Source organism: Streptomyces bottropensis ATCC 25435, assembly GCF_000383595.1.
Lineage (GTDB): Bacteria > Actinomycetota > Actinomycetes > Streptomycetales > Streptomycetaceae > Streptomyces > Streptomyces bottropensis.
This window is the reverse complement of the sequence record NZ_KB911581.1, coordinates 7271887-7289567: the sequence shown is the minus strand read 5'-3', so window position 1 is coordinate 7289567 and position 17681 is coordinate 7271887. Positions and strand designations below refer to the sequence as shown.

Genomic DNA, 17681 nt, shown 5'->3' with positions numbered 1-17681 from the left:
CGTCAGGGCAGCCACCGCGTCCTCAAGGAGTTGGGACCTGTGTCGGAAAACAAAGATCCCCACGTAGGCCACGTAGCTCAGAGCGTTGAGGACGTGAAGTTTGTTTATGACTTCACCGAAGGCAACAAGGACCTCAAGGACCTCCTCGGCGGCAAGGGTGCGAACCTCGCCGAGATGACCAACCTCGGTCTCCCCGTGCCTCCCGGCTTCACCATCACCACCGAGGCGTGCAAGGTCTACCTCGACAGCGGCGACGAACCCGCGGCACTGCGTGACGAGGTCACCTCCCACCTCGCCGCGCTCGAAGAGAAGATGGGCAAGAAGCTCGGCCAGGCCGACGACCCGCTCCTCGTCTCGGTCCGCTCCGGCGCGAAGTTCTCGATGCCCGGAATGATGGACACGGTCCTCAACATCGGCCTCTCCGACAAGTCGGTGCAGGGCCTCGCCCGGCAGGCCGGCGACGAGCGCTTCGCCTGGGACTCCTACCGCCGGCTCATCCAGATGTTCGGCAAGACGGTCCTCGGCGTCGACGGCGACCTCTTCGAGGAGGCGCTGGAGGCGGCGAAGACGGCCAAGAAGGTCGTCGTCGACACCGAACTGGAGGCGGCCGACCTCAAGAAGCTCGTCACCAAGTTCAAGAAGATCGTCAAGACCGAGGCCGGCCGGGACTTCCCGCAGGACCCGCGCGAGCAGATGGACCTCGCCATCCACGCGGTCTTCGACTCCTGGAACACCGACCGCGCCAAGCTCTACCGCCGTCAGGAGCGCATCCCCGGCGACCTCGGCACGGCGGTCAACGTCTGCTCGATGGTCTTCGGCAACCTGGGCCCCGACTCCGGCACGGGCGTCGCCTTCACCCGCGACCCCGCCTCCGGCCACCAGGGCGTCTACGGCGACTACCTCCAGAACGCGCAGGGCGAGGACGTGGTGGCGGGCATCCGCAACACCGTCCCGCTGGCGGAGCTGGAGGCGATCGACAAGAAGTCGTACGACCAGCTGATGCAGATCATGGAGACCCTGGAGAACCACTACAAGGATCTCTGCGACATCGAGTTCACCATCGAGCGCGGCCAGCTGTGGATGCTGCAGACGCGCGTGGGCAAGCGGACCGCCGGCGCGGCCTTCCGGATCGCCACGCAACTCGTCGACCAGGGCCTGATCGACGAGGCGGAGGCCCTGCAGCGGGTGACGGGCGCCCAGCTCGCCCAGCTGATGTTCCCCCGTTTCGACGAGGACGCGAAGGTCGCACAGGTCGGCCGCGGCATCGCCGCCTCCCCGGGAGCGGCGGTCGGCAAGGCGGTCTTCGACTCGTACACGGCCGTGAAATGGTCGCGTTCGGGCGAGAAGGTCATCCTGGTCCGCCGTGAGACCAACCCCGACGACCTCGACGGCATGATCGCGGCCGAGGGCATCCTCACCTCGCGCGGCGGCAAGACCTCCCACGCGGCCGTGGTCGCGCGCGGCATGGGCAAGACGTGTGTGTGCGGCGCGGAGGAGCTGGAGGTCGACACCAAGCGCCGGCGGATGACCGTCCCCGGCGGCCATGTGGTGGAGGAGGGCGACCTCATCTCCATCGACGGCTCGTCCGGCAAGGTCTACCTGGGTGAGGTCCCGGTCGTCCCGTCCCCGGTCGTCGAGTACTTCGAGGGCCGCATGCACGCCGGCGCCAACGACGCCGACGAACTGGTCGAGGCCGTCCACCGGATCATGGCCTTCGCGGACCGCAAGCGCCGGCTCCGCGTCCGCGCCAACGCCGACAACGCCGAGGACGCGCTGCGCGCCCGCCGCTTCGGTGCCCAGGGCATCGGCCTGTGCCGTACGGAGCACATGTTCCTCGGCGACCGTCGCGAACTGGTCGAACGCCTCATCCTGGCCGACACGCAGGTCGAGCGCGAGGATTCCCTGAAGGCGCTGCTCCCGCTCCAGAAGCAGGACTTCGTCGAACTCTTCTCCGCGATGGACGGCCTGCCGGTGACGGTGCGTCTCCTCGACCCGCCGCTGCACGAGTTCCTGCCCGACATCACCGAGCTCTCGGTCCGCGTGGCCCTCGCGGAGTCCCGCCAGGAGCCCCACGAGAACGAGCTGCGCCTGCTGCAGGCCGTCCACCGCCTGCACGAGCAGAACCCGATGCTGGGCCTGCGGGGTGTGCGCCTCGGCCTGGTGATCCCCGGTCTCTTCACCATGCAGGTGCGGGCCATCGCTGAGGCGGCGGCCGAGCGGAAGAACGCCAAGGGCGACCCGCGCGCCGAGATCATGATCCCGCTCGTCGGCACGGTCCAGGAGCTGGAGATCGTCCGCGAGGAGGCGGACGCGGTGATCGCGGAGGTCGAGGCGGCGACGGGGGTGTCGCTGAAGCTGTCGATCGGCACGATGATCGAGCTGCCGCGCGCCGCGCTCACGGCCGGTCAGATCGCGGAGGCGGCGGAGTTCTTCTCCTTCGGCACGAACGACCTGACCCAGACGGTGTGGGGCTTCAGCCGCGACGACGTCGAGGCCTCCTTCTTCACGGCCTACCTGGAGAAGGGCATCTTCGGCGTCAGCCCGTTCGAGACGATCGACAAGGACGGCGTGGGCTCCCTGGTCGAGCTGGCGGTGCAGGCGGGCCGTGCGACCCGCCCCGACCTCAAGCTCGGCGTCTGCGGTGAGCACGGCGGTGACCCGGAGTCCGTCCACTTCTTCCACGAGGTGGGCCTCGACTACGTCTCCTGCTCCCCCTTCCGCATCCCGGTCGCCCGCCTGGAGGCCGGCCGCGCGGCCTCGCAGTCCACAGGCAGCGACCACCGCTGAGCCCGGACGGCCACATACCCCGGAACCACCACTCGTCCCCGACCGACCCTCACCGATGGGCGGCGGTTCCGGATCACGAAGAGGGCGGCATCCCGTGCGGGGGGTGCCGCCCTTTTGGTTGCGCGGGGGGAGTGCTTCAAGATCACCTGTTTCGGTGGTGCTTAGGTAGATCAATCGTTTCTCTTCGCACTCGAAGCGTTACATTCCGTAGTTAGTGGTGGTCGTTGGGGCCGCCGGTGGTTACGGAGGGGCGTATGAAGAAGTCGTTGGTCGGGATGGTGGCTGCGGGGTTGCTTCTCACCGGGGCTGGGGTTGCGCTTGCGGAGCAACACGGAAGCATTCCGAAGGTCACGACGCGAGGTGCCGAATTCTCGCAGGGGCGCTACCAGTTCAATCCGCCGGGAACCAACCACGGGTCCTTCGAGTGGTCCGGGTTGCTGAGGGACGCCAACGCCAGTGACGGTCACAACGTCTATGTGCAGGTCAGGGTCGAGGGGCACGGGTGGGCCCGGTACTACGGGAAGCAGCGGCGCACGGTGCGCGTGCGGCACTCGGACTGGAGCGGAGCACAGCAGTACACGGACAACGCGGAACTGCGGGTGTGTCGTGACCGCGGGTCTCTTCGGCCGGACAATTGTTCGCCCACCAAGAGCTTCTCGTACGTGCTCGACTGAGCTCATCTGGCATCCACAGTCCAGGCGACCCCGCGTGGACCCGTGATCTTCCTAGGGGATTGAGATCAAGACGTCAGAAGTCCTGTTCGCCAGGGGAGTCGACCTTCTCTACGGTGAGACTCTCGCGGTTAAGGACGCCGACATCTCCCTGAGTCGGGGGGAAGTTGTTGCGATTACTGGACAGAGTGGCTCAGGGAAGTCCTCACTTCTGTACTGCTTGGCCGGGGTCTTGCCCGTGGCCCGGGGGAAAGTCTGTTTCGAGGGACGCTCGCTCGGTGATCTCGACGACGAGACACTCAGTGAGCTCCGTCGGGAACGATTCGGGTTCGTCTTTCAATACGGCGAACTGCTGCCCGAGTTGACAGTGGAGGAGAACACGGCACTGCCCTTGCGGCTTGCCGGACAGCGTAAAAAAGAGGCTCTTGCTGCCGCCGGCGAGGTGCTGGGGCGGCTGGGGCTGGCGGACCTGCGAGAGCGGCGACCTTCTCAGGTGTCTGGAGGCCAGAACCAGCGCATTGCAGTGGCCCGTGCCCTGGTACACAGCCCTGCGGTGGTCTTCGCCGACGAGCCGACCGGTTCGTTGGACAGTGCTAACGCCACGGCAGTACTGGACGAGTTCCTGACCCTCGCTCGTGCGCAAGGAACTGCGGTGGTGCTGGTGACGCACGACTCCGAGGTGGCGGCCCGTGCGGATAGTCGGTACACGATGCGCGACGGCGTTCTCTCGGCTCAGGTGAGGGAGGCATCGTGAGGGAACTCGTCCTGGGCCTCAGGCTGCTGATGGGAGCCGGTAGGGGTAGTCGTGTGCGCTTCCTGCTCATGGTCGCGGGGAGTGCCGTTGGAGTGAGTTGCCTGGCCATCGTTCTCACGATCCCCGGGATTCTGGCGGCGCAGGACGGGCGCAAGGCGGCGCGTGAACCGGGTTGCGTCAAAGATCCGAAGCGATTCGCCTGCCTTATGTCCGAAGGAAGCTCCTTCGAATTGATCAGGACGGATCCTTACGGTTCGGAACCCATGACCCGTGTTTTTCTCGCGCGGGGTGACAAGCCGGTCGAGCCACCGCCCGGCCTTAAAGAACTCCCCGGTCCTGGCGAGCTGTTCGTCTCACCACGACTGAGTAAGGAGCTCCGGCGAGAGCCGGGTTTGGCTCTACTTCTACCGGGCGACGAGCAGGGGACCATCGGTGCACATGGGCTCGCTCACCCAGACGAGTTGTACGCGTACGTCGGTGTAGAGCGGGACGAACTAAATGGTGGCAGTGATCCCGTGGCGTTCTTCGGCAGAGAGGGCGCCGACTGGCCCACAGTGGAGCCTTCAACGCTCGACATCGTCCGCTTCACTCTTGCAGGCGTTGTCTTGTTGCCCTTGGCCGTCTTCCTCTCAGTGTGTGCCCGACTCTCCGCCGCCGCACGCACCCGGCGGTTGGCCGCGCTGCGACTGCTGGGACTGAGCAGGAAGGGCACCCAGCGAGTCAACGCTGCCGAGACAGTCGCGGCGGCCTTGCTGGGCGCCGCGCTCGGTCTCGGCATCTACGAGGTCTCCAATCAACTCGTCGCACGAGTGGGAGTGCCGGGCTTCAAGTGGTACCCGTCGGACGGCTCCTTGTCTCTGCCCACGGCCTTGGTCTGCCTCCTCGGCTGTCCGACCCTCGCGTGGTTCGTGGGCCGAGCCAGTGCGAAGAAGGCAGCCGCGAACCCGCTGGCTGCTCGGCGGAGTGCTGTGGAGAGGGCGCCCGGAAAGTGGGGGCTGCTTCCACTGGTCCCGGGTATGGCCATCGTGGTCGGGTACTGCGTGGCCGGTGCGACGGGCAATGCTCCCCGGGACACGGAGGTCTCCTCAATCCTCATGCCCCTCGCGGTTGTTCTGGTGGGAATCGGGCTCGTAATGATGTTGCCGGTCTTCTCGCGGACTCTTTCGCAGTGGGTGGCCCGCACCACTCACTCGGTCTCCCTCGGCCTGGCCATGCGACGCAACGAGACGGAACCCGGTGGCGCTTTGCGAGTGGCTACCGGTCTGGTGATGTTGGTTTTCGCCGCGTCGCTGGTGCAGGGGGTCCTGATCGAACTGGACCAGGTCTCCAAAAACACCTCCCCAGTCCAGGCATACGACATCCCACTTGCGGGCACCACGGCTGACCGGCAGCGAGCATGGGAGGAGGTGAAGGGGGTTCGAGGGCACGCGGTCGTCATGCGTTCGCGGTCGAGCTCCGACATCGACCGCTGGGAGCCGACTCTCGAAGCGGTGGTCGCCACGTGTGCGCAATTTCGGAGCATGGTGCGGAAAGTCGACGGCTGTGTGGACGGCCGACCCATGCTGTTGTGGGACCCGAAGCAGGTCGCGACAGAGCTTCCCAAGCTAGGGGCACGCTTCCCCTTCGACCTGCGACACGAAGGGCAACGCCGTGTGATGCAGGTGAAAGTGCCGGATGAAGTGCTCCGCTACAGCGACGACTACGGTCTCCCGGTTTTCCACAGCGGTTCTGTACTCCTCCCCCCGTCCGCGATCCCCGCTGACCACCGCCCCGACGTCGCCACTCTCACCCTCCTCAGCAGCTCCGCCCCCGAAACCGTCCGCGCGGTGCTCGACGGTATCGGTGGTGTGGACCCCACCACGGAGGTCGGGACGCCGGGGGTCGTCGTCACCTCTCTTCAGCAGATCACCGTGGTGAAGAGCCTTCTGGGCATCGGTATGGTCCTGGGGCTGATCATCGGGGTCGCCGCCTACCTGGTGGCCGCCACGGACCGTGCCGTGGAGCGGAAGCCCCAGGTCACCGCGCTGTCGCTGCTCGGCGCCCGGCCGCGCACTCTGCGCACCGTCCAGGTCGCCCAAGTGGTCGTGCCCTTGGCCGTAGGTCTCGCTCTGGCCGTGGTGCTGGGCAAGCTCGCCGAGTCCAGCTATCTCGTGACCGGCGGCGGGGCCATCTACTGGGACGGCGCCGGGGTCCCCCTGCTGCTGGCCTGCGCGGTCGGGGCGGTGGCGGTGGCCGCTGCCGGGGCGCTGCCTCTCGTCGGGCGACGGATCGACCCGGAGTTGATCCGACGGGACTGAGCGACGTGGCCGCGGTGCGGAAGGGGCGGCACCCCGTGTGGGGCGCCGCCCCTTCCGCGTCGGACAAACCCTGTGGCCCCGGCGCCGAATCCCTGGATACCGTCGGTCCCCGGCCGGCCGAACCCGCGGTCGCCGTGTGTCCGGAGAGCGAACCCAGCCCATGCGTACGCAGCGAGAGACGACCACCCTGTGGCGGCCCACCGGGCCCGTGGAGTTGGAGTTGGTGCGGGAGACGGGGTGGCGGGCCTGGCCGCCCCGGCTTCCCGAGCAGCCGATCTTCTATCCGGTCCTCGACGAGGCGTACGCGGTGAAGATCGCGCGGGACTGGAACGTGAAGCACGACGGGGCGGGATACGTCACGCGGTTCGAGGTCGAGACGGAGTTCCTGCGGCGGTATCCGGTACAGCGGGCCGGCGGCGAGACGATCATCGAGCTGTGGGTGCCGGCGGAGGAACTGGAGGAGTTCAACGCGCACATCGTGGGCGAGATCGAGGTCGTGCACGAGTTTCGGTGAGCCGGGTGACGGGTGACGGGTGACGGGCGGGGGGACTTGGGGCCGGCCCCGCCGCCCCGGCCGTCCCGCCGCCCGTGGGCCCCGCCGAGCAGATCAGCTCCCCACGGTCGTCGCCGGCCGCGACGGCCTGGGGATGGACACCGGCCCACGGACCGTGCCGCGCTCACCCGCGACCTCCAGCAGGACCCGTACGAGTTCCTCGTGCAGGGCGTCGCTGATCTCATGTGCTTGGGGGGTGTCGACGTGCAGCATGTTGACGTGGAGGCCCGTGGCGGTGCGGTGGAACCAGTGGCTGATGCCGTTGCCCCGGGCGGCCCAGACGTGCAACATCGGCTTCCAGAGCGGGTGTTGCTGGCCGCCGGGGGTCCTGCGGAAGTCGATGTAGGAGAAGAAGTTCACCGGGAACGGCCAGTGGTGGAGGGTGAAGGACTCGGGGGCCAGCAGTTCCCACGCCCGTACGAAGGGGATGCCGGCGTGCCGCTGCAGCTCGCCGTACGCCGTGCGGGCCCGCGCGATCGTGGCCGCGTGGTCGCTGCCGCCCTCACCCACCCGGAACTCGATCGGCATCGTGTTCACGAACCAGCCGATGGAGTGCTGCCATGGATTCGGCGCCCCTCCCACGGCCCCGCCGCCCTCGTCCGCCCGCTCGCTGATGGGGAGCAGGCCCCGGTAGACCCCCGGCCCTCCGAGGCGGTGCTGAGCCGTCGCCGCGGCCGCCAGCACGGCCGTGAAGACGCTGCCCCCCGATGCGCGGGCGCCCGCCGCGAGCGCGTCGGTTCCAGGGGCGTCCAGGAGCGGGAGGGCCCGGTTGACCAGGGGAAACAGCTGGTCTCCCGGCACGCCCAGGTCGAAGGGGAACCGGGGGAAGAAGCCGCCGTTCCCGCGGATGAAGTCCTTCCAGTACGTCAGACGCTCGTCGTCGGCGCCGAGGGAGGCAAAGCGGTGACGCTGGTCGTCGCCGAAGGTCAGGTAGCTTCCTGCGGCGGGGAGTCGCGGGTCGCGTTCGGCCACGAGGTCGGCGTACGCGGTCTGGAGCTCGTTCACGACGACGGGCATGGACAGGCCGTCGCACACGATGTGGTCGAAGCAGAGGTAGACCGTGGCGCTCGCCTCCCGGACCACCGCCCCCATGAGGAACAGCGGCCAGGACAGCGTGTCGATGCTCTTGAACGTCTTGTCGAGGTGGGTGTGCAGGTCGTCACCGCTGTGGAAGCGGCCGACCTCCTCCGCCTCCAGGACGATGGACTCGGCAGCCAGCGCCGTGCAGTTCAGGTCGCCGGCCAGGCGCCGGAACTCGCAGCGGAGCACCTCGTGCCGTCGTACGAGGAGCAGGAACGCCGATTCGAGAGCCCCGAAGTCCAGCGGGCCCGCGATCTCGAAGGTCACCGTGATCGAGCTGGCGATTCCGTCGCTCGTGCTCCGCGTCGCCTCGGAGGACGAGTGGTGCTTGTCCTGATTGAAGGACGCTGATTTGAGCGGGGGCGAGGCCGATTCGGGAGAGGAATCCTTCCCGTCCCGAGGGGAATGCTCAATGCGCAAGGACCAGGAGATGACGGTCCCAGGCTCGATGTCGGCGTCGGAGAAAGGAATCTGCAGCACTCGGGGGCTCTCTGTTCGTGACTTGGGGAGAAGTCGGGGATTCGGGATTCGAAATTTGGGAGACGGGATTAGGGAGGGGGGGAGGGGTGAGTCGGGGGATTCCCCGGGGATATGGGAGTGATCAAGTGAGAAGGGCGCAGAGGGAATTCACCGCTGCGTCGACACCGTTCTCGGACCGGACGAGAGGGGCGATCTCACCGGCCCGGTGTCGCAGGTGCCGGTCCGTCACCGCCGTACTGATCGCTTGCGCGAGCCCGTGTGCCGTGAGGGTGCGGGCGGCGAGGGGAGCGGGGGCAACGCCCAGTGCCCGCATACGGGCGGACCAGTGCGTCTGGTCGCCCATGTGGGGGCACAGGACCTGAGGTCGGCCCGCGGCCAGGGCGGCGCCGACGGTGCCGGGGCCGCCGTGGTGGACGACCGCGGCCGTACGGGGAAAGAGCCAGTCGTGCGGGGCCTGGTCGATCGTCAGGATGTCCGGTGACGGGGAGCCGGTCGTGGCCGGGGAGGCGGACGGGCCCGCCGCCGCGCCGATGCCGCCCCAGCCCGTCGCGACCACCGCGCGGACGCCCGTCAGGCGGATCGCCTCGGTGACCAGCGCGTGGTTGCGGTCGGCGCGGGTGCCGGTCATGCTGCCGAAGCCGATGTAGACCGGGGGCGGCCCCTCGTCGAGGAAGCGGGCCAGCTCCCTGGGGGGCGTCCAGTCGGGGCGGGCGGGCAGGTACCAGAAACCCGTGGTGCGCACGGAGTCGCCCCAGGCCGGGTCGACCGGTGTGACGTGCCGGCTGAACGACTGCAGGACCGGGCGCCGCCTGCCCTCGGGGTCCCGCAGCCACCGCCGGGCACCGTGGCGGCGTGGGGGCAGGCCCAGTTCGGTGGTCCGCCAGCGTTCCACCTCGCGGGACCGCTGGGCCGCCACGACCACGGCGTACGTGCTCCGGTTGAGCAGGCGCGGTACGCGGGGGAGCGGCAGCAACGGGCAGGGGAAGGTGTCGGTGGGGATCCAGCCGGGCTGCAGCGCCACGACCACGGCGGGTACGTCCAGTATGTCGGCCACGTGCTGGGCGGGGAACGCCGCCGAATGCACCACCGCCGCCAGGTCGCCGTGGTCGTGGGCGATGGCCGCCACGTCCCGCAGCGGCGTGATGAGCAGGCGTTTGAGGCGGGCGACGGTCCGGGCGGCCGCGACTTTGCCGCGTACCCCCGTCAGACCGTCGTCGATGACCCTGCGGGTGGGCGTCTCGTCGAGGATTCTGGTCGGGCCGTCGTCGATCGTGGCGAAATCGACTCCGTACGCGGCGGCGTCGGACGCGTATGAGGAGGGGGCGGCCAATAACGGGTGATGGCCGTGGCGACGCAGCGCCACGGCCAATGCGAGAAAGGGTTGTACGTCCCCGCGAGTACCGCATGCCGCCAGGAGAACCTTGCACGGGCGAGCGCCGACTCCGAGGCTCTCCGGCCCCGATTCTTTGGGCATGACCACGCGCTGAACCTAGCAGAAGAGAATTCGAACGAGTCTTTCCTGATGATGAGTTCGAATACTTCTGGGATGGTCATTAATAGGTTTTTGATTCAGTGGTTCGAATGAGTGGTTCATTCAGTGGTACGTGCGGTTGTAGGGATTCATTATCAGGTGCGGAACGGGCCCGTCACCTCGTACGTGATGCCGCCGGACGAGCTGCCGCTCGTGCCGCGCTGGCTGGAGAAGTAGAGGCGGCGGCCGTCGGGGGAGAAGGCGGGGCCGGTGATCTCGGAGGCGGACTGACCGTCGACGCGGAGGAAGGGGGCGACGGTGTCGTCCGGGGTGATGAGGCAGATCTCCATGGTGCCGCCGTCCTCGGCGACGTAGAGGTCGCCGGAGGAGGTCCCGGTGATGTTGTCGACTCCGGTGAGGGGGGCCGTGCCGGAGGTGACCAGGGAGTCGTCGTACGCCAACTCGTAGGTGCCGGCCGCGAGGTTGAGCTGCCAGACACGGTTGTCCCCCTTGGTGGTGAACCAGACCGTGTCGTCGGCGTAGTGGCAGCCCTCGCCCCCGTTGAAGGACTTCGAACCCGAGACCTGGGTGCGCGTGCTCGTGGGGGAGCCGTCCGGGTCGGGGACGTTCGCCCAGGTGTAGGAGCCGGAGGCGGCGGTGCCCGCGATCATGACCTGGAGGGTGCCGGCGGACAGGTCGCCCCAGGTCGTGGGGACGAAGCGGTAGAAACGGCCGTTCGTCTCGTCCTCCGTCAGATAGACCACCCGGCGGACCGGATCGGCCGCCGCCGCCTCGTGCTTGAAGCGGCCCATCGCGTCCCGGCGGACCGCGGTGTTCACGCCCCACGGGTCGGTCTCGTAGACGTAGCCGCGGTCGACCTCCTCGCAGGACAGCCAGGTGTTCCACGGGGTCCTGCCGCCGGCGCAGTTCTGCCGGGTGCCGGACAGGACGCGGTACGCCGAGGTGACCGTGCCCGTCGAGGAGAACCGCACCGCGCTCGCGCCGCCGGACGGGTTGATCTCGGAGTTGGAGACGTAGATCCAGCCGGTGCCGTCCGCGTAACAGGCGCCGCCGTCGGGGGCGTTGTGCCAGGTGTACGACGTGCCGGGGACCGTCTGGCCCGAGCGGGCGATCACCCGGCTGGTGAAGCCGCTCGGAAGCCTGATGCCGTTGGCGTCGGCCGAGCCGAGCGCCCCGTACGGGCCCGCGCCGGGCTGTGCGGGCGCGGCGTACGCGGCGCCGCGCCAGAGGGTTCCGCCGAAGGCGGTCGATGTGCCGCCCAGCACGGCCGCGCGCAGGAGAGTACGACGTTCCACTGTCGCTCCAAGGGGTACTTCGAACGGCCCGCCTGCCGGTCGGCGGCGGGGTCGCGCGCTGATGGACCTTAGGACACTCTGATTGACAGAGCATGGACAACCCATGACTCTACGGCGGCGTTCACGGATGGCACATGGGTGGCACATGGGTGGGACGTGGATGGGACGTGGGTGGCGGAGGGGGAGAGGCGGGCCGGCGCCCGCTCACGCCGGCAGCGGCGGGGCCTCACGGCGTCGTTTCCCCGGCCGTCCTCCGAACCCATGCCCCTGACCGTTTCCTTGTCCCTGGCCCTGCCCCTGCCCCTGCCCATGCCCCTGACCGTGTCCGTGGGGATGGGCCGGCGGCTCCGCCGCGGGAAGGCGGACGACCGCGTCCAGCCCGCCCGTGGCCGCTTCCCGCAGCGTCACCTCCCCGCCACTGGCGTGCGCGAGGCGCTGGACGAGGGAGAGACCGAGACCGGTGCCGCCCTTGGGGGCGCCGGGGGCGCGCCAGAAGCGGTCGAACGCGCGGGCGCGCTGCTCGGGCGTCATACCGGGGCCCTCATCGGTGACATGGAGGTCGACCCAGTGCGGCCGGGCATCGCGCAGGGCCCGGCGGGCGGGGACGTGGAGCCGCAGTTCCATGGTGACCGTGCTGCGGGCGGGGGAGGCGCGCAGGGCGTTGGAGAGGAGGTTGTCGAGGATCTGCTCCACGGCTCCGGGGACGGCCGTCACCGGGCCGACCACCCCGGCGAACAGGACCAGTGAGACCCCGCCGCGTTCGAACAACGGCCCCCACGTGCGGTGCCGTTCCGCGCAGACCGCGCCCAGGTCGACCCGGGCCGGGACGGCCGCCGCCTCCTCCAGCCGGGCCATCGCCAGCAGACCCTCGACCATCCGGGCCAGCCGGTCCGTCTCCGTGACGGCGGCGTCGAGGCTGGGCCGGGCGCGCCGGGCGATGTCCGGTTCCAGGTTCTCCAGCCGCAGCCGCAGCGCCGCCAGCGGGGTCTTCAGCTGGTGCGACGCCTCGCCGGCGAAGGCCCGCTGGGAGGCCAGCAGGTGTTCGAGGCGGGCCGCGGTCGTGTTGAAGGCCGCCGCGAGGCTGCGCACCTCCGGCGGGCCCGAGGTGACCACCACACTCGTGGCCGCACCGCCCTCGGCCAGCCGGTGCGTGGCCTCCTCCAACTGCCGGATGGGGCGCCCGGTCCAGCGCGCGAACGCGAACGCCACCGCGGCGACCCCGGTGAGCACCGCGAGCCCGGCCAGCACCAGGAGCAGCCAGACCGCGAACACCCGGGCGTGCACCATGGTCGTCGGGAGGGTGACGCGTACGGCGCCCTGGGCCGGCGCGGCGGTCATGGCCGTGGTGGTGGTCGTGGCGGCGGCCGTGGCCGTGGTCGCGTTCGGGGGCGCGCTCGGCGTCGTGTGGCCGACCGGAGCCGCCACCGACAGGTAGTGGACGCCGCCGGTCGTCGTCGTACGGACGTCCGTCGTGGCCCGGCCGCGGAGCGCGGCGGAGATCTCGGGCTGGGAGGGGAGGGTGTCCTCCTCGTCGTCGGACAGGGAGTGGGAGGACGCCAGCAGCCTCCCGCCCGCGTCGACGATGACGACCTTCCCGCCGATGCGCTCGGCGCAGTGCCTGGCCCGCTCGACGAGTTCGTCCTGCCGGCCGGCGGCTAGGGAGAGCGCCGCGTACGCGGCCACCGACTCGGCCTCGTCGTTGGCCGAGTTGACGATCCGCTCGCGTTCGGCCCGCGAGTAGACGAAGCCCAGCGGGATCTCCAGGCCGAGCAGGACCAGGGCGGCGAGGCTGAGATAGCTCAGCAGCAGGCGTCGGGTCATGACGCCGACGCCCTGGCGCCGGGGGTGCGATGCCTCCCGGAGCCCGCGCCCCGGCCACGGCCGTGCCCCGGCCCGGGACTCTGGGGCAGGCCCTGCCCCGGCGCCTGCCCGGGGGAGCGCACGGCCAGTCGGAAGCCGACGCCGCGCAGGGTCTGGATCCATGCCGGGTCGCCCAACTTGCGGCGCAGGGTGGCGACATGGACGTCCAGCGTCTTGGTCGGGCCCTGGTAGTGGTCGTCCCAGACGCGGTTGAGGATCTGCTGCCGGGAGTACACGGCGCCGGGGTCCTCGGTGAGCAGCGCCAGCAGTTCGAACTCCTTCGGCGTCAGCGCGACGGGCACCTCGCCCACCCACACCTGCCGGGTCCGCCGGTCCACGACCAACGGACCGGGCGGCGGCGGAGCCGAGCCGTCGTCACCGGCGGTCGGCCCGGGGGCGGGGGGACGCGGCCCGGGCGGGGCCTGTTCGTACATGGGGGGCTCGTAGGCGGGGGGCGGGGGGACGGAGGGGGCGTAGGCAGGGGGTTCGTAGGAGGAGGGTTCGTAGGCGGGGTTGCCGTACGCCGGGCTTCCGTACCTCGGCGACCGTTGCGGGGGTGTGCCCTGCGCGGGGGTGATGTCGAACGCCGGGTCACCGAAGACCGGGTCACCGAAGACCGGGTCGACGGCGGTGGGCGGCGCTTCGTGCGCGGGTGTCTCGTACGCCGGTGCCTCGTGCGCCGGCGTCTCGTATGCCGATGCCTCGTATGCCGGTGCCTCGTATGCCGGTGCCTCGTGCGCGGCGGACCAGTCGTACTCCGGCCCCCGCGCCCCCACACCGAAACCGGCCCTACGGCGGCCCGTGCCCCCGCCGCCCACGTCCCCGACGGCGAGACCACCCGACTCATCGGATCCGAAGCTGCCCGCGCCCGCGCCCGCGCCCCCGCCCTCGCCTTCGCCCCCGAGGCCGTCCCCCACCTCGAAGGCGCTCGTGGCCGTGAAGTCGTTCTCACCCCCGAGACCGACACTCCCCGGCCCCGCCTCGGCCACCACGACCCCGGCGACCACGTCGGCTGCGGACCCGTTCGTCGGCCGCTGGTGGCGGCGTGACACCGCCCGTATACGGGCGACCAGTTCGCGGATGCTGAATGGTTTCGCCAGGTAGTCGTCGGCGCCCAGCTCCAGGCCCAGGACGCGGTCGGCCTCCTCGCCCCGCGCGCTGAGGATGATGAGGGGGACGTCGGAGACCCGGCGGATGCCGCGGCAGACGTCGATGCCGTCCATGTCGGGCAGACCGAGATCCAGCAGGACGACATCGCCGTGCGGACCTCTCAACCCGTCCGCGCCGGTGGCCACGTGGTGGACCGTCAGGCCGAAGTGCCGCAGCCCGTCGGCGAGCGGCTCGGCGATCGTCTCGTCGTCCTCGATGAGCAGCACTCGTACGCCCATGGCCGCCTGTCTCTCCAGAAAGTCGGGACAACACGGGACCCGTGCTGTGGGGCGCCACGCTACAAGAGAGCGGACAAGAACGCGTGGGGAATCCGAAGCATTGTGAAATGACCCTCAGAAACCGCTTGTATTCGGCGGCCCGACCTGCGGCGAAGGGGTGTGTGGCTGAAATCTGTGGAAAACCTGGCACCGCTTTAGTGTTCGCTTAACCTTCCTCTGGTCATCGCCGCCCTACGGTCGTAAGAGCTGGTAGGAACCGCTTCAGGGAGGCAGGATGAAGGCGCTGCTGGATCGTGCCCGGTCGTTCAAGCGACGGGTCGACTTCGAGAGCGACGAATACCGGAAACTCGCCGTCGGGCAATTTCCCGAGGCGCTGTTCATTACCTGCTCGGACTCGCGGGTGATTCCCGCCCTGATCACCGGGGCGCGGCCCGGTGAGATATTCGAACTGCGAAATGCGGGCAACATCGTGCCGCCGCACGACGCGTACGGGACCGCCTCCGGTGAGGCCGCCACCATCGAGTACGCGCTGGAGGTGCTCGGTGTTCAGGACATCGTGGTGTGTGGCCATTCCCACTGCGGCGCGATGGGCGCGCTGACGTACGGCGCCGACCTGTCCGGCCTGCCCAGGGTGGACGCCTGGCTCGACTACGCCCGTCCCGCGCTCGAACCCGTACTCGGTGAGCACAGCGGCGAACAGGGCGGCGGTGAACGCGGCGGCGGACAGGGCGCCGAACCCGGCGGCGACAGCACCCCGGGCACCACCTCGTCGTCCGAGGACCCCGCCCTGCGCGAGGTCGTCCAGCTCAACATCCGCAACCAGCTCGCCGTGCTGCGCGACTATCCGGGCGCGCGGCGGCAACTCGACGCCGGGCGGCTCCGGTTGCACGGCTGGTACTACGAGATCGACACCGGAAAGATCCACGAACTGGACGCCGACGGCGACTTCCAGGTGCACGACTCATGAGTGGCGCGCACGGCCGACGCCATGGGGCGGGCACCCGGACCGCGGCCGGTGCCCCGGAGTCCGCGGACGCCTCGCAGGAACCGAACGGCTCCCGGCGCCCCCGCGCCACGGCCGCCCGCCCCGCCGCGGCCCTGCGCGCCATGGCCCCCGGCGGCCGGGTCGACTTCGCTACGGAGATCACCGCGTCCCTCGTCGTCTTCCTCGTGGCGCTGCCGCTCTGTATCGGCGTGGCCGTGGCCTCCGGTGTGCCGGCCGAGCTGGGCATCATCTCCGGGGTGATCGGCGGTCTGGTGGTCGGCGCGGCGCGGGGCAGCACGCTCCAGGTCAGCGGGCCGGCGGCCGGGCTCGCGGCACTCGTCGCGGAGACGGTCATGGAGTTCGGCGTCGCGATGCTCGGCGTGATCGTCCTCTTCTCCGGCCTCCTCCAGATCGTGCTGGGCCTGGTGAAACTGGGCCGGATGTTCCAGGCGATCTCCCTCGCCGTCGTCCAGGGCATGCTCGCCGGCATCGGTCTGCCGCTGATCTTCAGCCAGCTGTACCCGATGTCGGACTCCAAGGCGCCGGGCACCCCCCTGGAGAACATGGCGGGCGTCCCCGGGCTGATCGCGGACACCGTCACCGACCCGCAGGCGCTGATCGCCTTCGGGCTCGGAGTCGTCACGATCGTGCTGAGCTTCCTGTGGAAGCAGGTCCCCGGGCCCCTCCGGAAGGTGCCGGCCGCACTTGTGGCCGTAGGGATCGGGATCGCGGTCGCCTCCCTGCCGGGCATCGAGGTCAAGACGCTCCAGGTCGGCAATCTGCCGGCGTCCGTGGACGTGCCCGGGGCGGAGCAGCTGTCCGGGCTGGCCGATGCCGGGATCATCACGGCGATCCTCACGTTCACCGTGATCGCGTCGGCGGAGAGCCTGTTCACCGCCGCCGCCGTGGACCGGATGCACAACGGCCCGCGCACCCGTTACAACACCGAGCTGATCGCGCAGGGCGCGGGCAACACGATCTCCGGTCTGCTCGGCGCGCTGCCCATCACGGCGGTCGTCGCGCGCAGCTCGGCGAACGTCCAGGCCGGCGCCAGGACCCGCCTCTCCCGGACCCTGCACGGCCTGTGGCTGCTCGCCTTCGCCCTGCTGCTGCCGCAGGTGCTGGCACTGATCCCGATCTCGGTGCTCGCGGGTGTCCTCGTGCACAGCGGGTGGAAGCTGTTCGCGCCGGACGAGTTCCCGAAGATGTGGCGCCAGGACCGGGGCGAGTTCGCGGTGATGACGCTGACGACGCTGGTCATCACGGTGACCGCGCTGCTCGAAGGGGTGCTGTTCGGACTGGCGGCGGGTGTGGTGCTGGCCGCGCTGCGCATGTCGCAGACCGTCGTCCGCCAGCACATCGAGGACGACACGGCGAAGGTGGTGATGGCGGGCAACGCGACGTTCCTGCGGCTGCCCAAGCTGATCGACGCGCTGGAGGGCGCGGCGGCCTCCGGCAAGCCCCGCATCCGGCTCGACCTGCTCGGGGTCACCCACCTCGACCATGCGTGCCGCAGCCAGGTCGAGGAGTTCGTGGCGCAGCAGCGGGGGGCGGGGGTGCGGGTGGAGCTGCTGATGCCCGACCTCACGAGGCCGCCGGGGGCGAAGGAGGAGCCGGAGGCCACGCCGGCGCCGGACCCGGTGTCGACGCCGACGCGGACGCCGGTGTGGGACTACGCGACGGTCGGGACGGCGGCGGTGGGCGGCACCGGACCGCTGCCCCCCGGCCCCGGCCCCGACGCGGAGTGGTTCTACCTCGACACCCGCCCCGTGCCGGACGCCCCGGGCGCCCCGCCGCCGCTGCTGCGCCGGGGGCGCGACTGGGTGGACTGACCTACGGCTCGTCGGCGGCCGCGGCCCGGTGGGGGTTGATCGCGCAGTTCCCCGCGCCCCTGAAGGACAGGGCCCTGCGGGCCCCGAAGCCCAAGCCCCTGCGGCCCTGAACCCTCAGGCTCCCGCGGGCCGGCAGGCCTGTAGGACGACGGCCCGCACCTTTGGAAAGCAGCCGGCGCAGCCCCTGCTTTCCAGGGGCGCGGGGAA

General features: G+C 70.0%; 11 protein-coding genes and 2 pseudogenes. 7 read left to right on the top strand and 6 right to left on the bottom strand.

All coding sequences use genetic code 11. The features are described from left to right. Window positions 1–39: 39 nt before the first annotated feature. From ppdK to STRBO_RS0132300, 5 genes are all read left to right on the top strand, one after another. The gene (gene ppdK / locus STRBO_RS0132325; RefSeq protein WP_051085297.1) at window positions 40–2787 is read left to right on the top strand and encodes a pyruvate, phosphate dikinase; all 2748 of its coding nucleotides are present in this window, start codon (window positions 40–42) and stop codon (window positions 2785–2787) included. A gap of 254 nt (window positions 2788–3041) precedes the next feature. Next, window positions 3042–3461, top strand: a complete 420-nt coding sequence (locus tag STRBO_RS0132320) for a hypothetical protein (protein WP_020115414.1) — start codon at window positions 3042–3044, stop codon at window positions 3459–3461. 64 nt (window positions 3462–3525) lie between these two features. Further along, the gene (locus STRBO_RS40705) at window positions 3526–4212 is read left to right on the top strand and encodes an ABC transporter ATP-binding protein (protein WP_037627648.1); all 687 of its coding nucleotides are present in this window, start codon (window positions 3526–3528) and stop codon (window positions 4210–4212) included. Further along, window positions 4209–6509 carry an FtsX-like permease family protein gene (locus tag STRBO_RS0132305; RefSeq protein ID WP_005479150.1) on the top strand — a complete coding sequence of 767 codons (2301 nt, stop codon included), beginning with the start codon at window positions 4209–4211 and terminating at the stop codon, window positions 6507–6509. The genes STRBO_RS40705 and STRBO_RS0132305 overlap by 4 nt, the downstream gene beginning before the upstream one ends. Before the next feature lie 160 nt (window positions 6510–6669). Further along, a complete protein-coding gene (locus STRBO_RS0132300; RefSeq protein WP_005479148.1) occupies window positions 6670–7023 on the top strand; it encodes a hypothetical protein in 354 nt (117 codons plus the stop codon). A gap of 93 nt (window positions 7024–7116) precedes the next feature. Here the strand turns inward: STRBO_RS0132300 and STRBO_RS0132295 are convergent, their stop codons facing one another. The 6 genes and pseudogenes from STRBO_RS0132295 to STRBO_RS45145 all read right to left on the bottom strand — a co-directional run. Then, window positions 7117–8622 carry a condensation domain-containing protein gene (locus STRBO_RS0132295; protein WP_005479146.1) on the bottom strand — a complete coding sequence of 502 codons (1506 nt, stop codon included), beginning with the start codon at window positions 8620–8622 and terminating at the stop codon, window positions 7117–7119. A gap of 121 nt (window positions 8623–8743) precedes the next feature. Further along, window positions 8744–10096 (bottom strand): glycosyltransferase, encoded by a 1353-nt coding sequence (locus tag STRBO_RS0132290; protein ID WP_078531438.1) that lies wholly within the window; start codon window positions 10094–10096, stop codon window positions 8744–8746. A 152-nt stretch (window positions 10097–10248) separates the two neighbouring features. Continuing rightward, window positions 10249–11409: an alkaline phosphatase PhoX gene (locus STRBO_RS0132280; RefSeq protein ID WP_005479142.1), complete on the bottom strand. Its 1161-nt coding sequence runs from the start codon at window positions 11407–11409 to the stop codon at window positions 10249–10251. Between the two features lie 204 nt (window positions 11410–11613). Then, the gene (locus STRBO_RS0132275) at window positions 11614–13230 is read right to left on the bottom strand and encodes a sensor histidine kinase (protein WP_005479140.1); all 1617 of its coding nucleotides are present in this window, start codon (window positions 13228–13230) and stop codon (window positions 11614–11616) included. Further along, window positions 13227–13739, bottom strand: a pseudogene (locus STRBO_RS45150) (winged helix-turn-helix domain-containing protein); the annotation flags it as partial. The gene STRBO_RS0132275 and the pseudogene STRBO_RS45150, both read right to left, overlap by 4 nt. A gap of 561 nt (window positions 13740–14300) precedes the next feature. Continuing rightward, window positions 14301–14657: pseudogene (locus STRBO_RS45145) on the bottom strand (response regulator transcription factor); the annotation flags it as partial. Window positions 14658–14931: 274 nt separating this feature from the next. On the opposite strand from STRBO_RS45145, the gene STRBO_RS0132265 reads away from it, so the two are divergent. Next, complete coding sequence (locus tag STRBO_RS0132265; protein ID WP_005479136.1) at window positions 14932–15624, top strand: carbonic anhydrase; 693 nt, start codon at window positions 14932–14934, stop codon at window positions 15622–15624. Further along, window positions 15621–17474, top strand: coding sequence for a SulP family inorganic anion transporter (locus tag STRBO_RS0132260; protein ID WP_005479134.1), 1854 nt, complete (start codon window positions 15621–15623; stop codon window positions 17472–17474). Before STRBO_RS0132265 ends, STRBO_RS0132260 begins: the two co-directional genes overlap by 4 nt. Window positions 17475–17681 lie beyond the last annotated feature (207 nt).